The 20,480-nt window shown below is 32.0% G+C and carries 22 protein-coding genes; 19 read left to right on the forward strand and 3 right to left on the reverse strand.

Going from position 1 to position 20,480, the window contains the following annotated elements:
* The first annotated feature begins 40 nt into the window (after positions 1 to 40).
* The 11 genes from HMPREF9943_RS06785 to HMPREF9943_RS09735 all read left to right on the forward strand — a co-directional run bounded on the left by HMPREF9943_RS06785 (position 41) and on the right by HMPREF9943_RS09735 (position 8,663).
* Positions 41 to 334 carry a hypothetical protein gene (locus HMPREF9943_RS06785; protein ID WP_004803337.1) on the forward strand — a complete coding sequence of 98 codons (294 nt, stop codon included), beginning with the start codon at positions 41 to 43 and terminating at the stop codon, positions 332 to 334.
* Between the two features lie 5 nt (positions 335 to 339).
* The gene (locus HMPREF9943_RS06790) at positions 340 to 609 is read left to right on the forward strand and encodes a helix-turn-helix domain-containing protein (protein ID WP_004803338.1); all 270 of its coding nucleotides are present in this window, start codon (positions 340 to 342) and stop codon (positions 607 to 609) included.
* Positions 610 to 699: 90 nt separating this feature from the next.
* A complete protein-coding gene (locus HMPREF9943_RS06795) occupies positions 700 to 1,062 on the forward strand; it encodes a desulfoferrodoxin family protein (protein ID WP_004803340.1) in 363 nt (120 codons plus the stop codon).
* Positions 1,063 to 1,237: 175 nt separating this feature from the next.
* Entirely contained in the window at positions 1,238 to 2,560 is a 1,323-nt protein-coding gene (locus HMPREF9943_RS06800) for a response regulator (RefSeq protein WP_004803342.1), read from the forward strand.
* 15 nt (positions 2,561 to 2,575) lie between these two features.
* A complete protein-coding gene (locus tag HMPREF9943_RS06805; RefSeq protein ID WP_004803343.1) occupies positions 2,576 to 4,498 on the forward strand; it encodes an ATP-binding response regulator in 1,923 nt (640 codons plus the stop codon).
* 123 nt (positions 4,499 to 4,621) lie between these two features.
* The gene (locus HMPREF9943_RS10090; RefSeq protein WP_155957285.1) at positions 4,622 to 4,774 is read left to right on the forward strand and encodes a hypothetical protein; all 153 of its coding nucleotides are present in this window, start codon (positions 4,622 to 4,624) and stop codon (positions 4,772 to 4,774) included.
* 8 nt (positions 4,775 to 4,782) lie between these two features.
* On the forward strand, positions 4,783 to 5,145 hold the full coding sequence (locus HMPREF9943_RS06810; RefSeq protein WP_004803344.1) for an alpha/beta hydrolase: 363 nt from the start codon (positions 4,783 to 4,785) through the stop codon (positions 5,143 to 5,145).
* Positions 5,146 to 5,511, forward strand: coding sequence for a hypothetical protein (locus tag HMPREF9943_RS06815; RefSeq protein ID WP_040402729.1), 366 nt, complete (start codon positions 5,146 to 5,148; stop codon positions 5,509 to 5,511).
* A 36-nt stretch (positions 5,512 to 5,547) separates the two neighbouring features.
* Positions 5,548 to 6,828, forward strand: a complete 1,281-nt coding sequence (locus HMPREF9943_RS06820) for an aspartate aminotransferase type Ic (RefSeq protein WP_004803348.1) — start codon at positions 5,548 to 5,550, stop codon at positions 6,826 to 6,828.
* A 233-nt stretch (positions 6,829 to 7,061) separates the two neighbouring features.
* Positions 7,062 to 7,712, forward strand: a complete 651-nt coding sequence (locus tag HMPREF9943_RS06825; protein WP_004803349.1) for a cell wall hydrolase — start codon at positions 7,062 to 7,064, stop codon at positions 7,710 to 7,712.
* Positions 7,713 to 8,021: 309 nt separating this feature from the next.
* Positions 8,022 to 8,663, forward strand: a complete 642-nt coding sequence (locus HMPREF9943_RS09735) for a VanZ family protein (protein ID WP_004803350.1) — start codon at positions 8,022 to 8,024, stop codon at positions 8,661 to 8,663.
* Between the two features lie 32 nt (positions 8,664 to 8,695).
* Here the strand turns inward: HMPREF9943_RS09735 and HMPREF9943_RS06835 are convergent, their stop codons facing one another.
* From HMPREF9943_RS06835 to HMPREF9943_RS06845, 3 genes are all read right to left on the reverse strand, one after another.
* Entirely contained in the window at positions 8,696 to 9,742 is a 1,047-nt protein-coding gene (locus HMPREF9943_RS06835; protein ID WP_004803352.1) for a ribonucleotide-diphosphate reductase subunit beta, read from the reverse strand.
* Between the two features lie 14 nt (positions 9,743 to 9,756).
* Positions 9,757 to 12,261: a ribonucleoside-diphosphate reductase subunit alpha gene (locus HMPREF9943_RS06840; protein ID WP_004803354.1), complete on the reverse strand. Its 2,505-nt coding sequence runs from the start codon at positions 12,259 to 12,261 to the stop codon at positions 9,757 to 9,759.
* Between the two features lie 70 nt (positions 12,262 to 12,331).
* Positions 12,332 to 13,120 (reverse strand): Cof-type HAD-IIB family hydrolase, encoded by a 789-nt coding sequence (locus HMPREF9943_RS06845; protein WP_004803357.1) that lies wholly within the window; start codon positions 13,118 to 13,120, stop codon positions 12,332 to 12,334.
* A 410-nt stretch (positions 13,121 to 13,530) separates the two neighbouring features.
* Here HMPREF9943_RS06845 and HMPREF9943_RS06850 point away from each other — a divergent pair, with 410 nt between their 5' ends.
* The 8 genes from HMPREF9943_RS06850 (at position 13,531) to HMPREF9943_RS06885 (ending at position 20,478) form a co-directional block, all read left to right on the forward strand.
* Positions 13,531 to 14,382, forward strand: coding sequence for a sulfide/dihydroorotate dehydrogenase-like FAD/NAD-binding protein (locus HMPREF9943_RS06850; protein ID WP_004803358.1), 852 nt, complete (start codon positions 13,531 to 13,533; stop codon positions 14,380 to 14,382).
* Between the two features lies 1 nt (position 14,383).
* Entirely contained in the window at positions 14,384 to 15,775 is a 1,392-nt protein-coding gene (gene gltA, locus HMPREF9943_RS06855) for an NADPH-dependent glutamate synthase (RefSeq protein ID WP_004803360.1), read from the forward strand.
* A gap of 2 nt (positions 15,776 to 15,777) precedes the next feature.
* On the forward strand, positions 15,778 to 16,131 hold the full coding sequence (locus HMPREF9943_RS06860) for a zinc-ribbon domain-containing protein (RefSeq protein WP_004803361.1): 354 nt from the start codon (positions 15,778 to 15,780) through the stop codon (positions 16,129 to 16,131).
* A gap of 510 nt (positions 16,132 to 16,641) precedes the next feature.
* The gene (locus HMPREF9943_RS06865) at positions 16,642 to 17,307 is read left to right on the forward strand and encodes a helix-turn-helix transcriptional regulator (protein ID WP_004803363.1); all 666 of its coding nucleotides are present in this window, start codon (positions 16,642 to 16,644) and stop codon (positions 17,305 to 17,307) included.
* A gap of 13 nt (positions 17,308 to 17,320) precedes the next feature.
* Positions 17,321 to 18,961, forward strand: coding sequence for a putative manganese-dependent inorganic diphosphatase (locus tag HMPREF9943_RS06870; RefSeq protein ID WP_004803365.1), 1,641 nt, complete (start codon positions 17,321 to 17,323; stop codon positions 18,959 to 18,961).
* 265 nt (positions 18,962 to 19,226) lie between these two features.
* Positions 19,227 to 19,910 (forward strand): glycerophosphodiester phosphodiesterase family protein, encoded by a 684-nt coding sequence (locus HMPREF9943_RS06875; protein ID WP_004803367.1) that lies wholly within the window; start codon positions 19,227 to 19,229, stop codon positions 19,908 to 19,910.
* A gap of 9 nt (positions 19,911 to 19,919) precedes the next feature.
* Positions 19,920 to 20,207 carry an RNA-binding S4 domain-containing protein gene (locus HMPREF9943_RS06880; protein WP_004803370.1) on the forward strand — a complete coding sequence of 96 codons (288 nt, stop codon included), beginning with the start codon at positions 19,920 to 19,922 and terminating at the stop codon, positions 20,205 to 20,207.
* The gene (locus HMPREF9943_RS06885) at positions 20,182 to 20,478 is read left to right on the forward strand and encodes an FtsB family cell division protein (RefSeq protein WP_004803373.1); all 297 of its coding nucleotides are present in this window, start codon (positions 20,182 to 20,184) and stop codon (positions 20,476 to 20,478) included. Before HMPREF9943_RS06880 ends, HMPREF9943_RS06885 begins: the two co-directional genes overlap by 26 nt.
* Positions 20,479 to 20,480 lie beyond the last annotated feature (2 nt).

Here is a 20,480-nt window from a genome sequence, read left to right on the forward strand (position 1 = left end):
TAATGCATATTGATGAAAATGATGGAAGGTAAAGGATGTCATGCAAAGATTATACATGAGATTCTCGGGTATTATTAAAGACATTACCAGCAAAAGTAGAAATCCTTTTATAAGAGAATCAGAATTTATTGGATTATATGGTATGATAGATATTCTCTATAGTCGAAGTAGTCATTATACTCAGGTGTTTGCAGTTTTTAAAGGAGCTACTACTCCATATCATTATATTAAGACAACACCCGGTATACTTACAAGAGATGAAAAAGGGCTGATATATTTAACTACAAAGAATCATCGATATGTGTTTGAAGTGATTGAATTGTATAAGGAGTGATTAAAATGAAGACTCCCGAAGAATTGATGGGGATGCGTGTAAAAGAATTAAGAAAGAAAGCCGGTCTAACTCAAGAAGAATTAGCAAGATTGAGTTATTTAGATCGCAGCTATATTGTGTCATTAGAGAATGGTCATAGAAATCCTACTGTCATTACTATTTCTCGAATTGCTGCCGGGATGGGATTACGTTTGGTAGATTATTTTGATTCACCATTATTTGATGAATTAGAGAAGCAGGAAAAGAAAAAGAATGAAGAAGCGAACTCTCAGTAATGAGAGTTTTTATTGTGGGTGCAAATGAATAGAATTTAAACATATAATATGATAATATAAAGATGGTTATATGAAAAGGAGGTTTTTGTAATGGAATTTTATCGCTGTAAAGAATGTGGAAGTATTGTAGTTAAGGTAACTGAAGGAAAAGGTGCTCATTGTGGAGAAAATTTAGAAAAGCTGACAGCTAATACCGTTGATGCAGCTACTGAAAAGCATGTTCCGGAAATAAGTGTTGAAGGGCATCTTGTTACTGTTAAGGTAGGAAGTGTAGAACATCCTATGTTGGAAGCACATTATATTGAATTTATTGCCTTAGAAACAACTGCCGGTGTCCACTATAAGACTTTAAAGCCTGGCGAAGCTCCGGTTGCAAAATTCGTATTAGATGAAGGTGAAGAAGTGCTTCATGCTTATGAATTCTGTAATTTACATGGTTTATGGATGGCATAAATAAAGAATCTCATCACCTCATATGAGGTGATTTTTTATAAGTGTATAAATGTTCCTTTCAAATAGATAATAAAAGATTATTTATTAAATCAAGTATTTTTTGGTACCGATTACAGCAAAAATGTGATAAACTAATATTAATAGTTATAGGGATGATTTTATGAGGGGTGGGACAATGAAGAAACTGCTGAAAATACAATTTATGATAATAAGCTTATTTATAATAGGTCTGTTTATTTTATTGCTTTATTTACTGAATATCTATCATGCCGACAGGAATATGTATTTGCTGACTATTTTACTATTCTTTCTTTTTATCGGTCTTATTTCTTTTATGCATTATCTTTTATATCAGAAAATAAATGAAACAAAAGAAGAATCTCATTACAAAAAAACAGTTTTATCACAGGGAAGCCGTGATATAAGAACGTTAATGAATAATATATTGAATTATTCAAGTCCTATTATGAGTCAGGATTATAATCCTAAAGAATTGAAAGAAGCACTGGCAAAGATTAATAGTTCTTCAGAAATTCTGATGAATCTGATTGATGACTTAATGGCAGTCTTTAATATTGGTAATAGAACACTTTCTTTAAGTGAAAGCGTAGAAACAATTCATGACTGTATTTCATGGGCAACGGATATTATTGAACCACGGATGAAAGAACATCATCAGAAACTTGATTTGAAATATAGAAATATTGATAAATTCAGATATATCTTAGTAAATAAAGCAAGATTACAGCAAGTTCTGACTAATATTTTAAATTATGCAAGCCGTTATTCTAAGGATGGAGGCTTAATTAAAATGAGAGTATCCGGTGAGGAGAAGAGTAATGGGATTGGTGTTGTTATTTCAATTAAGGATAATGGTAACGGCATCAGTGAAGAAGAGCTTTCTTCACTTTATAATAAGGATTATCATAAGCCTTCTGATACAGCTCATTTTGAGCTGGGGCTGGCAATGTTGGGTACTATTGTAGATGAGATGAATGGTAAAATAGAGTGTCACAGCAAGCCGGGAGAGGGAACAGAGTTTATTCTTTCTTTTTATTGGGTTTATAGTGATCGTAGTAATGTTCCTGATACTTCTTTTGATTTTTCTGTTTTAAAGGGAAAGAATATTTTATTGGTTGAAGATGATTTAATGAATGCTGAAATTATTGAAGCTATTCTTTCTAAAAAAGGAATTACTATGGATTTAGCCAGTGATGGCAAACAGGCTGTTTCTATTTTTACTCATGCGATGCCTCATACTTATGATGCAATTCTAATGGATTTAAGAATGCCGGTCATGGATGGCTTTGAAGCGACCAGATCTATTAGAGAAGCGACTCATCCTGAGGCTTCAATTATTCCTATTATTGCAATGACTGCTGATGTTTTTGATGCCAGCAGTACAACCACAAAGGAAGCAGGTATGAATGGACATATTGTTAAGCCTATTAATCCTGATGATCTTTATATAGTACTTACCAATACAATTCATATTTAATAAGGAGGGGATGAGATGCTTACCGATTTTTCACTGATTCAGTCATTTTTAATCCCCTTAGCTATCTTTGAGAAAAAGACACATAAATTTATTTTAAAAGCTATTTCTCAGGGATTAAAAGAACATTTAAAAATAGAAGATGAGCGAGAAACTATTCATTTGTTTAACTCTCATCCGGAGAATTTTCTTTATTATGAAGATTTAGAAAGTATAGGTAATATTTATCGCTTGATGGAGAATCAGAAAAATAAAGCGAGACATCTTATGGTAAGATTTAGAACTTCACCAAAAGATGATTATCACTGGTATTTTTTAGAGGGCTTTTTTACAGAAGGGTTACTATTTGTTTTTTTAAATAATATTGATTATCAGCATCACTTGTTGTCGGAAACACTGGATGATGCTCAGGAGGCTAAGGAATTACTGGATGGTATTTTGGCTAATGCACAAACACCTATTTTCTGGAAAGATATGAATAGATGTTTTATTGGAGCCAATCAAGCTTTTCTGAATTATTTTAAGTTTGAGTCACTTGATTATATTCTAGGGAAAAAAGAAGAAGATCTCATTTGGCACAAATATCCTGAAAGGAATATCGAAGATGAAATCTCTATCTTAAAAAGCGGTAAGAATACACAGGAAAGGGATCAATGTCTTATTAATAATGAGTTAAGAGATATTAAAACTTTTAAATCACCTTTATATATTCATGGACAAATTAACGGTTTAGTGGGCAGTATTGTTGACATTACATCAGAAATACATGCTCAAAAAAAGATAGAAGACTTAAATAATGCTTTAGTAGATTCGTTAGATGTAAAGACTAAAGCAGACAAGATAAAAAGTGATTTTATGGCTCAAATGAGTCATGATATGCGTACGCCTCTAACTACAATCATGGGATTAAGCGAACTGTCTTTAAAAGATGATATTGATGACTCAACCAGACAGACATTTCAAAAGATACAAAGTGCCGGTAAATATTTATTAGCTTTAATTAATGATTTATTGGAGGTTGAGAAATTCCAGTCCGGTAAAATGGAGCTTTATAATAAGCGTATTGCTTATGATCATCTGATTCAGGGAATATTGGATATTATTGAACCCAATGCCAATCAAAGACATCATATTTTTAAATATATTTCTCATAATAAAGAATATAAGTATGTGATTACAGATCAGCACTGGGTCAATCAAATTATTATTAATTTACTAAATAATTCTATTAAGTATACACCTAAAGGGGGCATTATTACCTGGGAAGATTATTTCTTTATAGAAAATGATCAGCTTTATAATCAACACGTTATTAAAGATAATGGTATTGGTATTTCTGAGGAATTTCAAAAACAGATGTATGAACCTTTTACTCAGGAAAGAACAAGACTTTCACGTTCTAAGACATCAACAGGGTTAGGACTGAATATTGTTAAGAATGCAGTAGAGATGTTTGGCGGTAAAATTGAATGTCAATCACATATCTCACAGGGAACTTCATTTATTATTACTTTGCCGATGACTGCTTCTAATGAAGCAATTAAAAAAACGAAATCAAAGAATATCAGTACGGATATTCTTAAAGGTCTTCATATTCTTATTGTCGAAGATGTAGAAATTAATGGAGCTATTATTAGAAGTATTTTAAGCAAATATGGAGCAACATCTGATAGTGCCTTAAATGGACAGGAAGCAGTAGATTTTCATATTCATAATAATTATGATGTTATTTTAATGGATTTAAGAATGCCGGTTATGGATGGTTTTGAAGCAGCGAGAAAAATTAGAGAAATAGATCAGGAAATTCCTATTATTGCATTATCTGCTAATGCTTATGAAGATGATAAAAAGAAAGCTTTACAGGCAGGTATGAATGATCATATTGAAAAGCCTATTAATCAGAAACAGCTGATTCAGACAATTATTCAATATATTTTTTAACACTTAATCTACTAATGTAGATTAAGTATCTTTTTTATTTTGATAAGACTGCTTGTAATATAGGAATAGATAGGAGAGTAAGATGAAAAGGATTTTTATTGTATTTGTGTTATTATTATTCGGTTGTCAGAGTGTAAAAAAGATGGTATTCAGTTAAAGTCAGTTATTGAAACAAAAGATATTCCTGATAAATATGTTGAAAGAATAACTAAGCAGGGCAGTATTGAAGAATTAAGTTATAAGACATATCTAAGAAGACAGAAAAAAACTGTTTAAAAAAAGCAATGGTTTATTTGCCTTATGGCTATCGTCCGGATAAGAAATATAAAATTATGTATTTGTTTCATGGCTATGGAGGCAATGAAAATACTTATTTAGGAACGATAAATCAGCCTAGAGATTTTAAATATATATTAGATTATATGAATGAAGATATGATTGTGGTTACACCGACAATTACTTTTAATCGTAAAAATAGTGAAAACAGTATTCAGGATTTTACAGATGAAATACTGAATGATCTAATACCCGCAGCAAAATCAAAATATAAAACATATGCTTTAGATGTTAAAAAAGAGGAACTGATTAAGTCAAGGGAGTATAGGATATTTGCAGGATATTCATTAGGAGGATTACAGGTATGGTGATTGTTTTCAAAAGGATTAGAATATGCAAAATACTATTTACCAATGAGCTGTTCAATGTATCTTTTAATTGCTAAAACGGATAAGACATTAGCTAAAAAAACAAGTCAGGAAATTATTGATAAAATTAAGAGTCTTCATTATCACAAGGAAGATTATAAGATATATGTATCAACAGGAAGTAATGATTATATGGGACCACAGACAAAAAATCAGGCGGAAACGCTTGCTTTACATTATCATTATTTTGACAGACATAATCTTTCTTATCATCAGTGGCAGGGAAGGCATCATGGTTTTAGGCAGTCATATCCTTATCTTTATTATGGAATACGCTCATTTTACTGGTGTGCTTGTTTTCATGAATGAATTTAGGTAAAATACTGATGAGGGGAGTTAATAGAGATGAAATCATATAAAGAAATGAATAGAGAAGAGTTATTAAATGAGTTAGATCTGATAAAAGAACAGTATCAGAAATATACTGATATGCATTTATCATTGAATATGGCAAGAGGAAAGCCTTCACAGGAACAGTTGGATCTATCTAATGATATGCTGGATATTTTAAACAGTCATAGTCATTTATATAGTTTAGATAATACAGATTGCCGTAATTACGGTGTACTGGATGGGCTATCAGAAGCCAAAGCTTTAATGGCTGATATGATGGAAGTTCATGCAGATCAGATTATTATTTATGGTAATTCATCTTTAAATGTGATGTATGATACGATTGCAAGAGGATATATTTTTGGAGTAGGCGGCAATCTTCCTTTTTCTAAGCAAGAGAAAATCAAATGGTTATGTCCTGCTCCCGGATATGATAGACATTTTGGCATTACTGAAAGCTTTGGGTTTGAATTGATTACCATTCCTATGACTTCTAAGGGACCTGATATGGATATAATAGAAAAAATGGTAAGTGAAGATGAAAGTATTAAGGGAATCTGGTGTGTCCCTAAATTCTCTAATCCGGAAGGAATAGTCTATAGTGATGAAACAGTAAGAAGAATGGCTTCATTAAAACCAAAAGCAAAAGATTTCAGAATTTACTGGGACAATGCTTATTGTCAGCATTATCTTTATGATGAAGAAGTAAAAATCTTGAATATTCTTGATGAGTGTGAAAAAGCAGGGAATCCTGATATGGTGTATATGTTTGCTTCTACCAGCAAGATTACTTTTCCCGGTGCAGGTATATCTGCATTAGCATCATCTTTAAATAATAAGGAAGAGATACTCTCTTATATGACACATCAGACAATTGGTCATGATAAGCTTAATCAGTTAAGGCATGTTTTATTCTTAAAGGATATTAAAGGAATAAAGACACATATGAAAAAGCATGCAGCTATTATCAGACCTAAGTTTGAAGCGGTAGATATAATTTTAAAAGAAGAGCTTGATGGATTAGAGATAGGGTCATGGAATTTTCCTAAAGGGGGATATTTTATTAGCTTTGATAGTTTAGAGGGGTGTGCTTCAAAGATTGTTTTAAAAGCAAAAGAAGCAGGTGTTATAATGACAAATGCCGGTGCTACTTATCCATATGGCCAAGATCCTAAAGATAGAAATATTAGAATTGCTCCAACTCTTCCGCCATTAAAAGAATTAAAAACTGCGACTAAGCTTTTTACTATCTGTGTTAGATTAGTAAGCTTAGAGAAACTGCTTAATAATTAAAAGAATAATCAAAGAAACTGATCTCAGTTTCTTTTTTATGTGAATAAGACAAACTTAAGAAAAAATTAAGAAATAAATATTTTGATGATTTAATGCAATAAATTTGACATTTAAAAAAAATATGTTATAGTGTAGCAGTCAAATAATTTGTTTATTACATAAATTTGATAAATTTACAGAAAAGGAGCATATGAATGATACTTAAATGAAAGAAACTTGCAGGGGTTATGGCAATGTTCCTTGTTGTGTCAAGTCATCAACCATTGCCGGTACGTGCAGAGGAAAAAATCAATCCTATAGTAATACAAAGACCTCAGTTATCGTTATCTAATCTAATGGAAGAAACGGAAAAAGTAACTGATAATCAGATAGAAATTATTAAACAGCAAGAAGCTGAATTAAAGAAGAAACAAGAAGAAAAAAGAAAACAAGAGGAAGCAAAGAGAAGACAGGAAGAGGAAAGAAAAAAAGCTGAAACGGCTCGTAAAAGAACACAGAGCTATTCGCCATTATCTTCTTCATCGTATTATTCAATAAGTGAAAGTGATGCTGTCTTATTACAGAAATTAATGCTTTCTGAAGCAGGTAATCAGGGCGTTAAAGGAATGGCTTTAGTAGGTCAGGTTGTTCTTAATAGAGCAAAGAGAAAACATTGGAGCATAAGAAGTGTTATTTATGAACCCGGTCAGTTCTCAGTTGTTAAGAATGGTGCTTTAAGCAGAAGGGTACCTAATGGTTCTTCAAAACAGGCTTTAAACCAGATATTAAGAGGAGCATATAAGAACTTTAATGCTTATTATTTTATTGAGAGTTCTTCTTACCGCGGCTGGTTTAAATCTTTATCAGTCGTAGAAAAATATAATTCACATATATTTTTAAGATAAAGCATGCATGACTTCTGAAAAGAAGTCATTTTTTTATGTTTTCACTTGAAAGCGATTACAGATATGTTATAATAGAGATGAAGAAAGGGGGATATGATCATAGAAGCAGAAAGCGTGTTTAAGAAAAAGGTGCTTTATCTTAATGAATTACTATAAATCTATATACACAAGATAGGATCATAAATCTTATTTATTCACATATATTTAAAGATCTTGTTTATAGAAGAGTAGTAAGGATTTTGGATAAGGCATCTTTTTTATTTTATTCATTTGATTTTCCTGATAGAATATAAAGAGAAGGAGGGAATTATGAAAGATAAAATAAAATATATATTTTTAATAGCTGCCTGTGCTTCTTTTGTTTTAGAAATTTATGATATTATTTCACAGGACTTCGCTTTTTCCATTAGTATTACTGTTCTTCTCCTTGTAACACAGGTTACTTCACTGCTTATATTTACATACCTTCATACCAGCAAAGTAAAGAATGTAAAGAAGTTTGTTGATATTATACAGATTGTACTATGCTTGGTATATTTTATTAATTTATGTTATGAACTATTTATAAATCCGGCATTTAGAACTTCAACAATGCCTTATAAAGTTAATATTATACCTTTTCATACGATTAAGTTATTTATTAATTCTGTAAATACTCTTTCTTTAAGTGCAATTGTATTAAATTTAGCAGGTAATATTATCTTATTTATACCTTTAGGGTATTTTCTTTATATATTTTTTGAACGATGTCGTCATTTTCTTTTTTATCTATATGTCACACTGGTAGTTATTATGAGTGTAGAGCTGATTCAGGTTTATTTCGGGATAGGTACGGGTGATATAGATGATATTATTTTAAATATGACAGGTGTTATTATCTTCTTTATTTTTACTAAGTTTCCTCTATTTAAAAAATATCTGGAGAAGATGTCTATAGACTTTAAAAAATAAGAAAAGTGACCGGAATTTAATTTCGGTCACTTTTATAAATCATCTTCAATAGCACTGCTTTTAGCATAAGCGGTAGATTTTGCTTCAAAGAAGTCAGTTTTTACCATATTTGCATTAGAATACTGAGAAACCCAGTGCATAGATTCAGGTTCTTTTTCATAGCCTTCATACAAGATGCCTAAGCCAATAGATTTAAACCTTAGATTACCTAGGTATTTGATATAGTCTTCTACCATCCGGTGATTAAGACCGGGAATCTGATCACCGATTACATATTGTCCCCATTCTATTTCTTGTTTAACACCTTCTCTAATCATATCAGCTATCATTTCTTTATTTTTATCTGTAAAAAGATCCGGTTCTTCATTTTGAAGAATCATCAGTATCTCTCTAAATAGCCATAGATGCGTATTTTCATCTCTATTAATATATCTGATTTCTTGAACGCTGCCAGGCATTTTTCCATTTCTGCCTAAATTATAGAAGAACATGAATCCTGAATAGAAGTAGATACCTTCCAGTATATAATTAGCAACACATACTTTTAAAAAACTTATTTTATTTTCGTTTTTAATAAATTCATTATAGAGATTGCCAATGAACTGATTTCTTTTTAGTAAATGTTGATCTGTTTTCCACTGATAGAGAATATTATTTCTTTCAGTAGGATTACAGATAGTATCTAGCATATAGCTATAGCTTTGAGAATGAATACATTCCTGAAAAGTCTGGATAGAAAGACAAAGATTAATCTCATTAGCAGTAACATACTGATTAATATTAGGAAGATTAGCTGACTGGAGAGAATCCAGATAAACTAAAAAGCTTAATATTTTATCATAAGCCATGCGTTCAGCATGACTTAGTTTTTGATAATCATTTTTATCTTTATCCATATTAATTTCTTCCGGAATCCAGAAATTATTCATTGCCTGACGATACCAGTCTGAAACCCATGTATACTTCATATTATTAAAATCATTAATATTAGTTGTATTAAAATTAATAAGATGTTTATGCCTGATATCAGTATCACCTTCAGGATTAAATAAAGGTTTTCTTTTTAATGTATTAGTCATATTTATTAATCTCCTTAAGCACTACAGCTTTCACAGTCTTCAGGATCTAATGCCTGTGATCTTACATAATAGATTGTTTTTACACCTTTTTCCCAGGCAAGTATATAAAGATTTAGAAGCTGACTCATTTTATATTCGTTTGTGATCCATAAATTAACACTCTGTGATTGATCAATATGTCTTTGTCTGATGCCTGCAGCTTTTATTGACCAACTTTGATCAATTTGATGAGCCTGTTTATAATACCAGTAAGTATCCGGTGATAATTCGGGAGCAGTTCTTGGCAGAATAGTTCCTTTTTTTTCTTCTAAGAAATAACGATTCATGACAGGATCTAATCCGGCAGTTGAACCAATCAGAATAGAAGTAGAACTGGTAGGAGCGATTGCCATCAAGTAAGCATTACGCATGCCATTAAGCTGAATATCCTTTTTGAGATTATTCCACTTATCTGAGTGATAGTGGCGTATCTTAAAATAATTACCGTTATCCCACTCACTGTCCTTAAAAAACTGATAGCTTCCTCTTTCTTTAGCAAGCTCATTGCTTGCTTTAATAGTGCCATAAGCAATTCTTTCAAAGACATCATCCACAAACGTTAAATGATCTTCTGATTCCCATCTGATTTTATTTTTAGCAAGCATATGATGATACCCGCTTACTCCTAAGCCTATAGAACGGTATTTCTTATTTGTGATTTCGGCAAAAGGTAAAGGATAAAAATTAAGATCAATAACATTATCTAATGCCCGAACAACAGTTCCGGTAATATCATTTATCATTTCATCATTTGTGACATCAAGATGTCCCAGACATAATGAAGCTAAATTACATACTACAAAATCACCGGGCTTTGCTTTTGTGACTACTATTTCATCCCCTGATTCTGTTTTAACAATTTCAGTAGAAAGTTCTGAAGCATTCATATTTTGTGTAATTTCAGTACAAAGATTAGAACAATAGATAATTCCTTGATGTTTATTAGGATTGGCTTTATTGACAGTATCACGATTAAAAGCAAATGGAGTACCTGTTTCAACGGCTGATTTTAATATCAGACGAATAATATCTTTTAAAGAAAGGATACGTTTAGAGATTCTTGAATCATTGACACAATCCCAATATTTAGTTTCCCATTCTTCACCATAGCTATCTTCTAATGCATAGCCTTTAGTTATTAGAATGTCATGAGGATCCATAAGATACCAGTTCTGATTGAGATCTTCCCTAGCCATTTTCCAGAACAAATCAGGATAACAGATAGCCGGGAAAACATCATGAGCTTTCATACGATCATCACCATTATTTGTACGAAGCTGTAAGAATTCAGGAAGATCTTTATGCCATGCATCAAGATAAACAGCGACAGCACCTTGTCTCATACCTAGCTGATCTACCGCTATGGCAGTGTCATTAACAACCCTAATCCAGCGAATAATCCCGCCGGATGCACCTTTAAAGCCACGAATATTTCCTCCGCGAGAACGTACTTTACCAAAATACATTCCCATGCCTCCGCCAAACTTTGAAACATCAGCGAAGCTTGAAATAGAATGATAGATACCATCTAATGAATCAGGAACAGTATCAATAAAACAACTTGATAGCTGATGGTATGGCTTACGAGCATTAGAAAGGGTAGGTGTTGCCATAGTAACCTGATGAAGACTTAACATATCATAGAATTTTCTAACCCATACCAAACGATCTTTTTTCTCATTCATAGCTAAATGCAGTGCAACACCTAGAAACATTTCCTGAACTGATTCTAGAATAATATGATTATGAGATTTAATCAGATATCTCTGAATAAGCAAATCCAATCCTGCATAAGTGAAAAGCTGATTACGAGTTTGATCAAGCATCTTCTCTGCTTCTTTTATTTCCTTTGAAGAATAGTTTTCTAAGATATAAGATCCATATAATCTCTCTTTGGTTAGATAAGAAAGTTTTTCATATAAATTATCAAGATGTAAGTTTTTTTCTACTACTTTTAATTCTTTATGAAAAGTATAAGATAATAGTCTGCCGGCAACATATTCCCAATAAGGCTCTTGTATAGTTGTCAGTTCAGCCCCGCTGCGAACAAGTAATCGAAGCTTTTCATTTTGTGACATTTGCGGCTTACTCATAGTGCGATATTTAGTAAGTAAGGTTTCCATAGAGGATAAAGGAAACTCTTTTTCTATATCAGTAAGTAAAGACTGTAATGAAGAATCATTAACTTCTAGAATAATTTCTTTTCTTATTTTTCGGGCATGATTTCTTTTTTCACGATAAAGAATATAATTTTTAGCTGCTTCATAGTATTCATTCTTCATTAGTGTTTTTTCAACAATGTCTTGAATCTCTTCTACAGATATTTCTTCTTTATCTTTGAAAGAAGACTCAATTTGTATTAATAATTGTTCAAGAATATCTTCACTTTCTAATGAATTTAATGCTTTTCTCATAGCTTCTTTAATCTTTATACGATTATAAGGAACATTTTCTAAATTTCTTTTAATAATAGTTTTCAATAGTATTCTTTCCTTTCGTAATAATAAGAGTATTGTATGAGGGCTCTTACATGAAAGCAAAGAATATGCTTTAAATAATATGAAAATGCTTTAAAGCATGATAGATGCCATTATCATGAATATCAGAGGTAATATAGTCTACTAATGGAAATAAGTCTTTTTTACTATTTCCCATTGCGATAGAAGTATGTACATAATTAAGCATTGTCAGATCGTTGGCAGAATCACCAATTGCATAAGTATTCTGATGAGGAATATTAAGTAAGTCAATGAGTTCTTTTATTCCGGTAGCCTTAGAGTAAGCTAAAGGAATAACCTCATAAAAGTTAGCATCTCTTCTAATAAAGGATAGATCATTTTTAAAAATTTCTATAAAACGATCTATCTGACTGTCTAAAAAGAACCATAAAGCCATTTTTTCAAATAAAGGATGAGATTTATGATTATATTCTTTTACATTAAAATGATGTTTTAAATAATGGCTTTTAGTATTTATGACCATTGGATCTCTCAGATTCTTAGGGAAATAAACTGCATGACTGCCTTCTAAAACAGTCTCTAAATGACAGTTAAAAGTTTCTCTTACAATCTTATCTTTTAAATTATCAGATAACTGATGCAAAACAATCTGCTTATTATGATAAATGATCTCTGTACCACAGCCGCAAATAAAACCATCAACAGGTAAATTTTTAATTTGTTTTTCAATTGTAGAAGATCCTCTTCCTGTATTAATAATAAGAATATGACCATTATCTTTAGCAAGATGCATTGCTTTAATAGTACTTTCAGGTATTTCAAATGTTTTTTCATCACTGATAGTTCCATCAATATCAAAGAATATTATTTGTTTATTCATATGTAAGCTCCTTGTTTCTATTTTTAACATATTCAATCTATAAAATCAATGAGACTTAATGTCTTGATATTTATATAATAAAGAAGAATTCAATTTAAGGTCAGAAAACACAGATTTGTTTTATTTTCTTTGTTTGACAGTAGAACTTATTTGTATACTTTTAAAGCTATTTTTTGATGCTTATAAAAAATAGTCTCAAAACAAAAAGATGTATTATTTTATGTTTTTTTGGTTTTGACTTCTTTATTATAGACTGTAAATATAATCAAATAAGTCATATTTTAAATAGGCTAATTGTTAAGAGTTTTTATGTTATGAACAATAAAAAGTGACTGTTTTTGAATTATAAATGGATTGTTTCATTATTAAAAATATGATAAAATTTCTACTAGAAAAGAGGTTGAATAAAAATGTATGAAATTGTAAGGAAAGAAGTGTTAAATGACGCTGCTTATGAAATGGACATTTATGCTCCACAGGTTGCTAAAAAGGCTGAACCCGGGCAGTTTGTGATTGTAAGAGTCGGTGAAGATGGTGAGCGTATTCCTTTGACAATTGGTGATTATGATCCTCAAAAGGGAACAATAACAATTGTGGTGCAGGCAGTAGGATTTTCTACTAAACAGTTAGAAGCTTTAGAAGTCGGTGATAGCGTGACTGATTTTGTAGGTCCTTTAGGTGTACCTACTCATTTGACTGCTGATAAAAAACATGTCATTGGTGTGGCCGGAGGAATTGGTTCGGCTCCGGTTTATCCTCAGTTAAAGAAATTGGCAGATTTGGGTGTAAAAGTAGATGTTATTATTGGCGGACGTGAAAAACAGTATGTCTTATGGGCAGACAAGTTTGCTCAATTCTGTGATCATGTTTATATTGCTACCGATAATGGTGAAGTAGGAACAAAAGGATTTGTAACTGATGTTTTACAAAAACTGATTGATGATGGTGAACAGTTTGATGAAGTTATTGCGATTGGACCGGTTATTATGATGAAGAATGTTGTCAGAGTAACAAAACCTTATAATATTCCTACATCTGTTTCTTTAAATCCTATTATGGTTGATGGAACAGGTATGTGTGGATGCTGTCGTGTAACAGTAGATGGAAAGATTAAATTTGCATGTGTTGATGGACCGGATTTTGACGGATTAACAGTTGATTTTGATGAATTGATGGCTAGACAGAGAATGTTTAAGGAAGAAGAACACTATGTTGATGAACATGCAGATAGAATCTGTAATCTGATGAGAGGGGTTGAATAATATGCCTAATATGTCAAAAGTAAAGGTTGCAATGCCTGAACAGGATCCAAATGTAAGAAACAAAAATTTTGAAGAGGTTGCTTTAGGATATACTCCTGAAATGGCAATGGAAGAAGCATCAAGATGCTTAAACTGTAAGAGACCGTTTTGTGTAGAGGGATGTCCGGTTAATGTACCGATTCCTAGATTTATTCAGGAAGTAGCTAAAGGGAATTTTGAAAAAGCATATGATATCATTACTGAAGAAAATGCTTTGCCGGCAATTTGCGGACGTGTATGTCCACAAGAGAGTCAGTGTGAAGGTAAATGTATCAGAGGACGTGCTAAAGGAGCAGAACCTGTTGGAATTGGCAGACTGGAAAGATTTGTTGCTGATTATCATAGAGAACATGGTGAACATAAGGTTCCGGAGATTAAAAAGAATGGCAAGAAGGTTGCTGTTGTAGGATCAGGACCTTCAGGTATTACATGTGCCGGTGAATTAGCTAAAAAAGGCTATGATGTTCATGTCTTTGAAGCATTGCATAAAACCGGCGGTGTATTATCTTACGGTATTCCGGAATTTCGTTTACCTAAAGCTTTGGTGCAGTCTGAAATTGATACAGTAGCTCAATTAGGTGTTGATTTTGAGACAAATGTTGTTGTTGGACGTACTATTACTGTTGATGAGCTAGAAGAACAAGGTTATGATGCAGTCTTTGTCGGGTCCGGAGCAGGATTACCTCGTTTTCAGGGAATTCCCGGAGAAAATCTTAATGGAGTATATTCAGCTAATGAATTCTTGACACGTGTTAATTTGATGAAAGGCTATATGTTCCCGGATAGACCTACACCGGTTAAAATATCTAAGACTGTCTGCGTTGTTGGTGCGGGTAATGTTGCAATGGATGCTGCCAGAACTGCAAAACGTTTAGGAGCGGAAAATGTTTATATTGTTTATCGTCGTAGTGAAGAAGAAGCTCCTGCGAGAAAAGAAGAAATTCATCATGCAAAAGAAGAAGGTATTATCTTTAAATTCTTAACAAATCCAATTGAAGTAAAAGGAGAAAACGGTTGGGTTAAGAGTCTGGTATGTCAGGAAATGGAATTAGGAGAACCTGATGAATCAGGAAGAAGAAAACCGGTCCCAATTGAAGGAGCAACACTTGAGATTGAAACAGGAACATTCATTATTGCGATAGGACAATCTCCAAACCCATTAATTAGACAAACAACCCCTGGCTTAGATACCCAAAAATGGGGCGGTATTATCGTTAATGAAGAAACAAATGAAACAACTCGTGAAAATGTCTATGCCGGTGGTGATGCTGTTACCGGGGCGGCGACTGTTATTCTGGCAATGGGTGCCGGTAAAAAAGCAGCTCAATCCATTGATGAAAAATTAGGAGGTTAGTTATGTATTGTCCGGGATGTGGAAAACAGATTACTGTGAATGATCATTATTGTCCCTATTGCGGCAAACAGTTAAATTCTGATCAGCAGCCTAGCTATACAGTTACTGAACCTCAGTATCAGGGACAGTATTCAGCAGGCAATCCTAACTATAATTATCGGCCGGATTATAGCCATGTGAATGGAGATGATGCACCTTCAATAGGATATTCAATCATAAGTGTTTTCGTTCCAATAATAGGAATTATACTTTATTTTCTCTTTAAGAGAAACTATCCTAATCGTGCTCAAGCCTGTGGCATAGCTGCGCTTATTGGCTTTTTGATTAATCTTATTATTGTTTTTAGTGTTAATTAACCCTTTCTCTATACGAAAGGGCTTTTTGTTAGTTATGGGTAATATAAAGTATGTATAAGAAGAAATATTCACTCATCTCATGCATATTTATTTAATATCTTAAATGATGAGATAATTCTTTTTTTATTTCTGTATAAAAGTCTTCGCTTTCAACTACTTTATCATTACTCACAAGATAAAACATATCTCCATATTTTATCTTGATAGTTTTGAAATAGTATAAGCAATAAAAATACCGATTATTTCTCTTGGTGAGTTTGTAATAATATCAGTATATTTAGTTTTCCATTGATTATAAACCAAACGATCTTTTAAAAATAATAATACATATTAGATTAGCTAAGTAAAATATCATTGATTCTAAAGTCGTTTTTTTTGATTTCGTTTTATATCTTTTTCGAAATTCATTACTGAAAAATATAACTTATATCTTTTTTTAATAAAAGTGAATAAAACTTGATTAACATAATTTTATCATGATAAAATTATGTTAATCAAGGAGTGGTTATAATGAATAAATTGTTAGAGTCTTATGCAGGCATGATTGATTTTTTAGGAAAAGCTTTAGGAGAAAATGTAGAAATTGCCTTGCATGATCTAAGCAGCCCGGAGCAGGAGATTGTGGCGATCAGTAATGGGCATATTTCCGGTAGAAGCATTGGTGCAAAGTTATCTAATTTATCAAGGCATTATTTAGAAAATAAGCAGTATCTTACTCATGATTATGTAGTGAATTATAAAACTACCGGCAATGGTGGAAAGCTTTTAAAGTCAGCTACATTATTTATTAAGGAAAATAATAATGAGTATCCTGTTGGAATGCTTTGTGTAAATGTTAATATTTCTGATTATGATTATGTAAAGGAAATGATGAAGAGGATATTAGGTATTAAGAAAGAAGGGGATGATGAAGTAGAATTTAATAGAGAAAATCCGATAGAGATATTATCTTCGCCATTGGATGAGATGGTAGATAAATATGTAAAGGAATGTTTATCAGAAATGGGCATACCGTCTTATGTATTAATTGAAAGATTAAAGGTAAATGAGAAGATTAAAGTTGTAAAGTATCTTCAGGATAAGAATACTTTTAAGGTTAAAGGAGCTATTGCCTTAGTGGCTAAGAGACTTGGTGTTTCTGAACCAACTATTTATCGTTATTTAAAGAAAATGTAAAGGAGGAAAGTATATGAATGATATTGTTTATGTAAGCGGGCATAAAAATCCTGATTCAGATTCTGTATGCTCGGCTATTGCGTATTCTTATTTATTAAATAAGACAAATAAATATCATGCTGTACCGGTTAGATTAGGTGAGATTAATCGTGAAACAGAGTATATTTTAAAGAGATTTAATCAGGAGAGTCCGGTTTTATTGAAGACTGTTAAACAGAAAGTAGAAGACCTTGATTATGATAAGGTGACTGTTTTTTCTAAAGAGCTGACTTTAAAGACAGCGTGGTCTTTAATGAAACAACAGAATTTAAAATCAGCTCCTATTTTGGATGATCATGGCAAATTGCTGGGGCTTTTATCATCAACAAATATTTTGGAGGGCTATTTGGATCATTGGGATGCTGATGTTTTAAAGAAAGCTCATACACCTATTGAGAATGTGATTGATACATTACGTGCAAATGTTATTTACTTGGATAAGAATCTTCTGACTATTAATGGAACGGTTCATATTATTGCAATGGATAGTGAAGCCAAGGGATATATTAGGAAAGATGACGTTGTTTTGATAGGCAGCGATCGTCTTGAGATGATTAAGTATCTTGCTGAAATTCAGGCAGGTCTGATTGTCTTGACCGGTATGCATTATCCTTCTGAAGAGATTATAGCATTATGTAAAGAGAAAGGTGTTTCTCTTATTATTACTCCTTATACCACATTTATGACATCACAGCAGATTGTTCAGTCTATTCCTGTAGAATATGTGATGCAGAAAGGGAATCTGACCGTCTTTTCGACTGATGATACTGTTGAATATCTCAAAGAAGTAATGAGTCATACAAGATATCGTAGTTATCCGGTAGTTGATTTAAATAATAATGTGGTGGGAACAATATCACGTTATCAACTGTTAAATGGAGAGAGAAAGAAGATTATTCAGGTAGATCATAATGAGAGAGGACAAGCGGTAGATGGTATTGAGGAAGCGGAAATACTTGAAGTAATAGATCATCATAGAATTGCTGATTTTCAGACAATAGGACCATTGAGCTTTAGAGCTGAACCTTTAGGATGTACTTGTACTATTATCAATAAGATTTATGAAGAGCAGGATGTTGAAATACCGCCGGAAATTGCCGGTATTATGTTGGGGGCTATTCTATCTGATTCTTTGATTTTTAAATCACCTACATGTACAAATGTAGATAAGAAAACAGCGTATAAACTTGCAAAAATAGCTGGTGTTGACCTTGAAGAATTTGGAATGGAAATGTTTAAGGCCGGAACATCATTATCTGGAAAAACAGTGGAAGAAATCTTTAATCAGGATTATAAGAAGTTTAATATTGGAGATACCAAGATAGGTATTGCTCAGGTCAATACAATGGATATTGACGGATTTGCTCCTTATAAAAAGGAAATGCTTCAATATATGGATCAGGTTGTTAAAGAGAATCAGTATTCTGTTGCGGTTTTATTGCTGACAGATGTTATCAATGCTAATAGTGAAGTCTTTACGGCAGGACCTAGACAAGAATTTGTAGAAGAGGCTTTTCATGTTAAGTTAGATGATTCACAGGCAACCTTACCAGGTATTATCTCTAGAAAAAAACAGGTTGTACCGGCTATTACTAATGCAATTAATAATGCTTAGAGGTCATACGACCTCTTTTTATATATACTGAATGATTAATAATATTGAGGCTAAACTTGTACATAAGTAAAATAAATAGAGTTCGTTAATCCAAATATTTTCTAACAATAACAGAGAGTGATGACGTTTCATATTATTTGTTTATAACTCTTATAGTAGTTCGTGTATTTGACTTTTATAATTTATTGTTCTATTTTATTATCCAGAAATATATTCGAGTTTTTAAATATTTGTAGTATAATGATCATTGAAATGGGGGATTTCTATGTATCAGCTGGCTCATCGAGGATATAGCGACTGTTTTCCTGAAAATACTATTATAGCTTTTAGATATGCTTTGGAGAAGGATTATGATGGGATAGAAACGGATATTCAGCAGACAAAAGATGGCAAGCTGGTCTTGCTGCATGATTATAAGATTAATCGTACAAGCAATGGAAAGGGATATTTGAAGGATTATAATTATTCTGATCTTAGGCAGTATGATTTTCATGGTAAATTTAAGATTAAGGCAACAATACCTACTTTAGAAGAACTGTTGATGTTGGTAAAGGAATCCGGCAAGATTGCTAATTTGGAAATTAAAGAGAATGTATTAAATTTAACTGTTGAAAAGACAGTAGAAATGGTAAAAACATTCGATGTTCTGGAACAGATTTATTTTTCTTCAACGTCTTTAGAACAAATGCTTTTAATAAAGAAATTATTGCCTGATTCTTATTGTGCACTGATATCTGATTATGATTATCCATGGTATAAGCAAATGATTGTTAAATATCATTTAAATGGTATTCATGCCAGATATACAGATTTAACAAGAGATGAAATTCGGTATTTTAAAGAACATAATATTATGGTAGGTGCATGGACAATAAAGAATCAGAAAGACTTTGATTATTTTAAAGAACAGGATATTATGTTTATATTCACAAATAGATATTTTAAATAGGGGATTGGTATGCGTTTAGATAAATTTTTAAAAGTATCAAGAATTATAAAAAGAAGGACGCTTTCTAAAGAAATTAGTCAGGCAAGTCGGGTTAAGGTTAATGATAAGACAGCTAAGCCTTCTACAAAATTAAAAGAAGGCGACATTATTGAAATTGCTTTTGGCAGAAGTATACTTAAAGTGAAAGTATTGTGTTTGAAAGAGCATGTTTTAAAAGAAGAAGCAGACAGTCTTTATGAGATTATAGAAGAAATAAAGAAAGAGGAAGATTATGAAAAAGAAGAAACTCAGATATAATGTAATATTATCTTTAATTGCGATTGCTGTTTCATGTGGTCTTATTTTTAGTGTTGTTTCACAGGTGATAAGAATTCATCATCGTAAACAAGAGCTTGCAGTATTAGAAAAACAGCGGCAAAAGCTGGTTAAGGAAAAGGCTTCTTTAAATAAAGAGGTTAAAGAATTAGAAGAAGATGATTATATTGTCAGGTATGCAAGAGATCATTATATTTTTTCTAAAGATGGAGAAAAAGCGGTTGTACTGCCTGATGGTAATAAGGAGCAATAAAT

The sequence above is a fragment of the Eggerthia catenaformis OT 569 = DSM 20559 genome, assembly GCF_000340375.1.
Taxonomy (GTDB): Bacteria; Bacillota_I; Bacilli_A; order Erysipelotrichales; family Coprobacillaceae; genus Eggerthia; species Eggerthia catenaformis.

Bases quoted from the DNA above. Each gene is read 5' to 3' on its own strand.
- HMPREF9943_RS06785 (WP_004803337.1), top strand. From the start codon at position 41: ATGCAAAGATTATACATGAGATTCTCGGGTATTATTAAAGACATTACC.
- HMPREF9943_RS06790 (WP_004803338.1), top strand. From the start codon at position 340: ATGAAGACTCCCGAAGAATTGATGGGGATGCGTGTAAAAGAATTAAGA.
- HMPREF9943_RS06795 (WP_004803340.1), top strand. From the start codon at position 700: ATGGAATTTTATCGCTGTAAAGAATGTGGAAGTATTGTAGTTAAGGTA.
- HMPREF9943_RS06800 (WP_004803342.1), top strand. From the start codon at position 1,238: ATGAAGAAACTGCTGAAAATACAATTTATGATAATAAGCTTATTTATA.
- HMPREF9943_RS06805 (WP_004803343.1), top strand. From the start codon at position 2,576: ATGCTTACCGATTTTTCACTGATTCAGTCATTTTTAATCCCCTTAGCT.
- HMPREF9943_RS06810 (WP_004803344.1), top strand. From the start codon at position 4,783: ATGGTTTATTTGCCTTATGGCTATCGTCCGGATAAGAAATATAAAATT.
- HMPREF9943_RS06820 (WP_004803348.1), top strand. From the start codon at position 5,548: ATGAAATCATATAAAGAAATGAATAGAGAAGAGTTATTAAATGAGTTA.
- HMPREF9943_RS06825 (WP_004803349.1), top strand. From the start codon at position 7,062: ATGTTCCTTGTTGTGTCAAGTCATCAACCATTGCCGGTACGTGCAGAG.
- HMPREF9943_RS09735 (WP_004803350.1), top strand. From the start codon at position 8,022: ATGAAAGATAAAATAAAATATATATTTTTAATAGCTGCCTGTGCTTCT.
- HMPREF9943_RS06835 (WP_004803352.1), bottom strand. From the start codon at position 9,742: ATGACTAATACATTAAAAAGAAAACCTTTATTTAATCCTGAAGGTGAT.
- HMPREF9943_RS06845 (WP_004803357.1), bottom strand. From the start codon at position 13,120: ATGAATAAACAAATAATATTCTTTGATATTGATGGAACTATCAGTGAT.
- HMPREF9943_RS06850 (WP_004803358.1), top strand. From the start codon at position 13,531: ATGTATGAAATTGTAAGGAAAGAAGTGTTAAATGACGCTGCTTATGAA.
- gltA (WP_004803360.1), top strand. From the start codon at position 14,384: ATGCCTAATATGTCAAAAGTAAAGGTTGCAATGCCTGAACAGGATCCA.
- HMPREF9943_RS06860 (WP_004803361.1), top strand. From the start codon at position 15,778: ATGTATTGTCCGGGATGTGGAAAACAGATTACTGTGAATGATCATTAT.
- HMPREF9943_RS06865 (WP_004803363.1), top strand. From the start codon at position 16,642: ATGAATAAATTGTTAGAGTCTTATGCAGGCATGATTGATTTTTTAGGA.
- HMPREF9943_RS06870 (WP_004803365.1), top strand. From the start codon at position 17,321: ATGAATGATATTGTTTATGTAAGCGGGCATAAAAATCCTGATTCAGAT.
- HMPREF9943_RS06875 (WP_004803367.1), top strand. From the start codon at position 19,227: ATGTATCAGCTGGCTCATCGAGGATATAGCGACTGTTTTCCTGAAAAT.
- HMPREF9943_RS06880 (WP_004803370.1), top strand. From the start codon at position 19,920: ATGCGTTTAGATAAATTTTTAAAAGTATCAAGAATTATAAAAAGAAGG.
- HMPREF9943_RS06885 (WP_004803373.1), top strand. From the start codon at position 20,182: ATGAAAAAGAAGAAACTCAGATATAATGTAATATTATCTTTAATTGCG.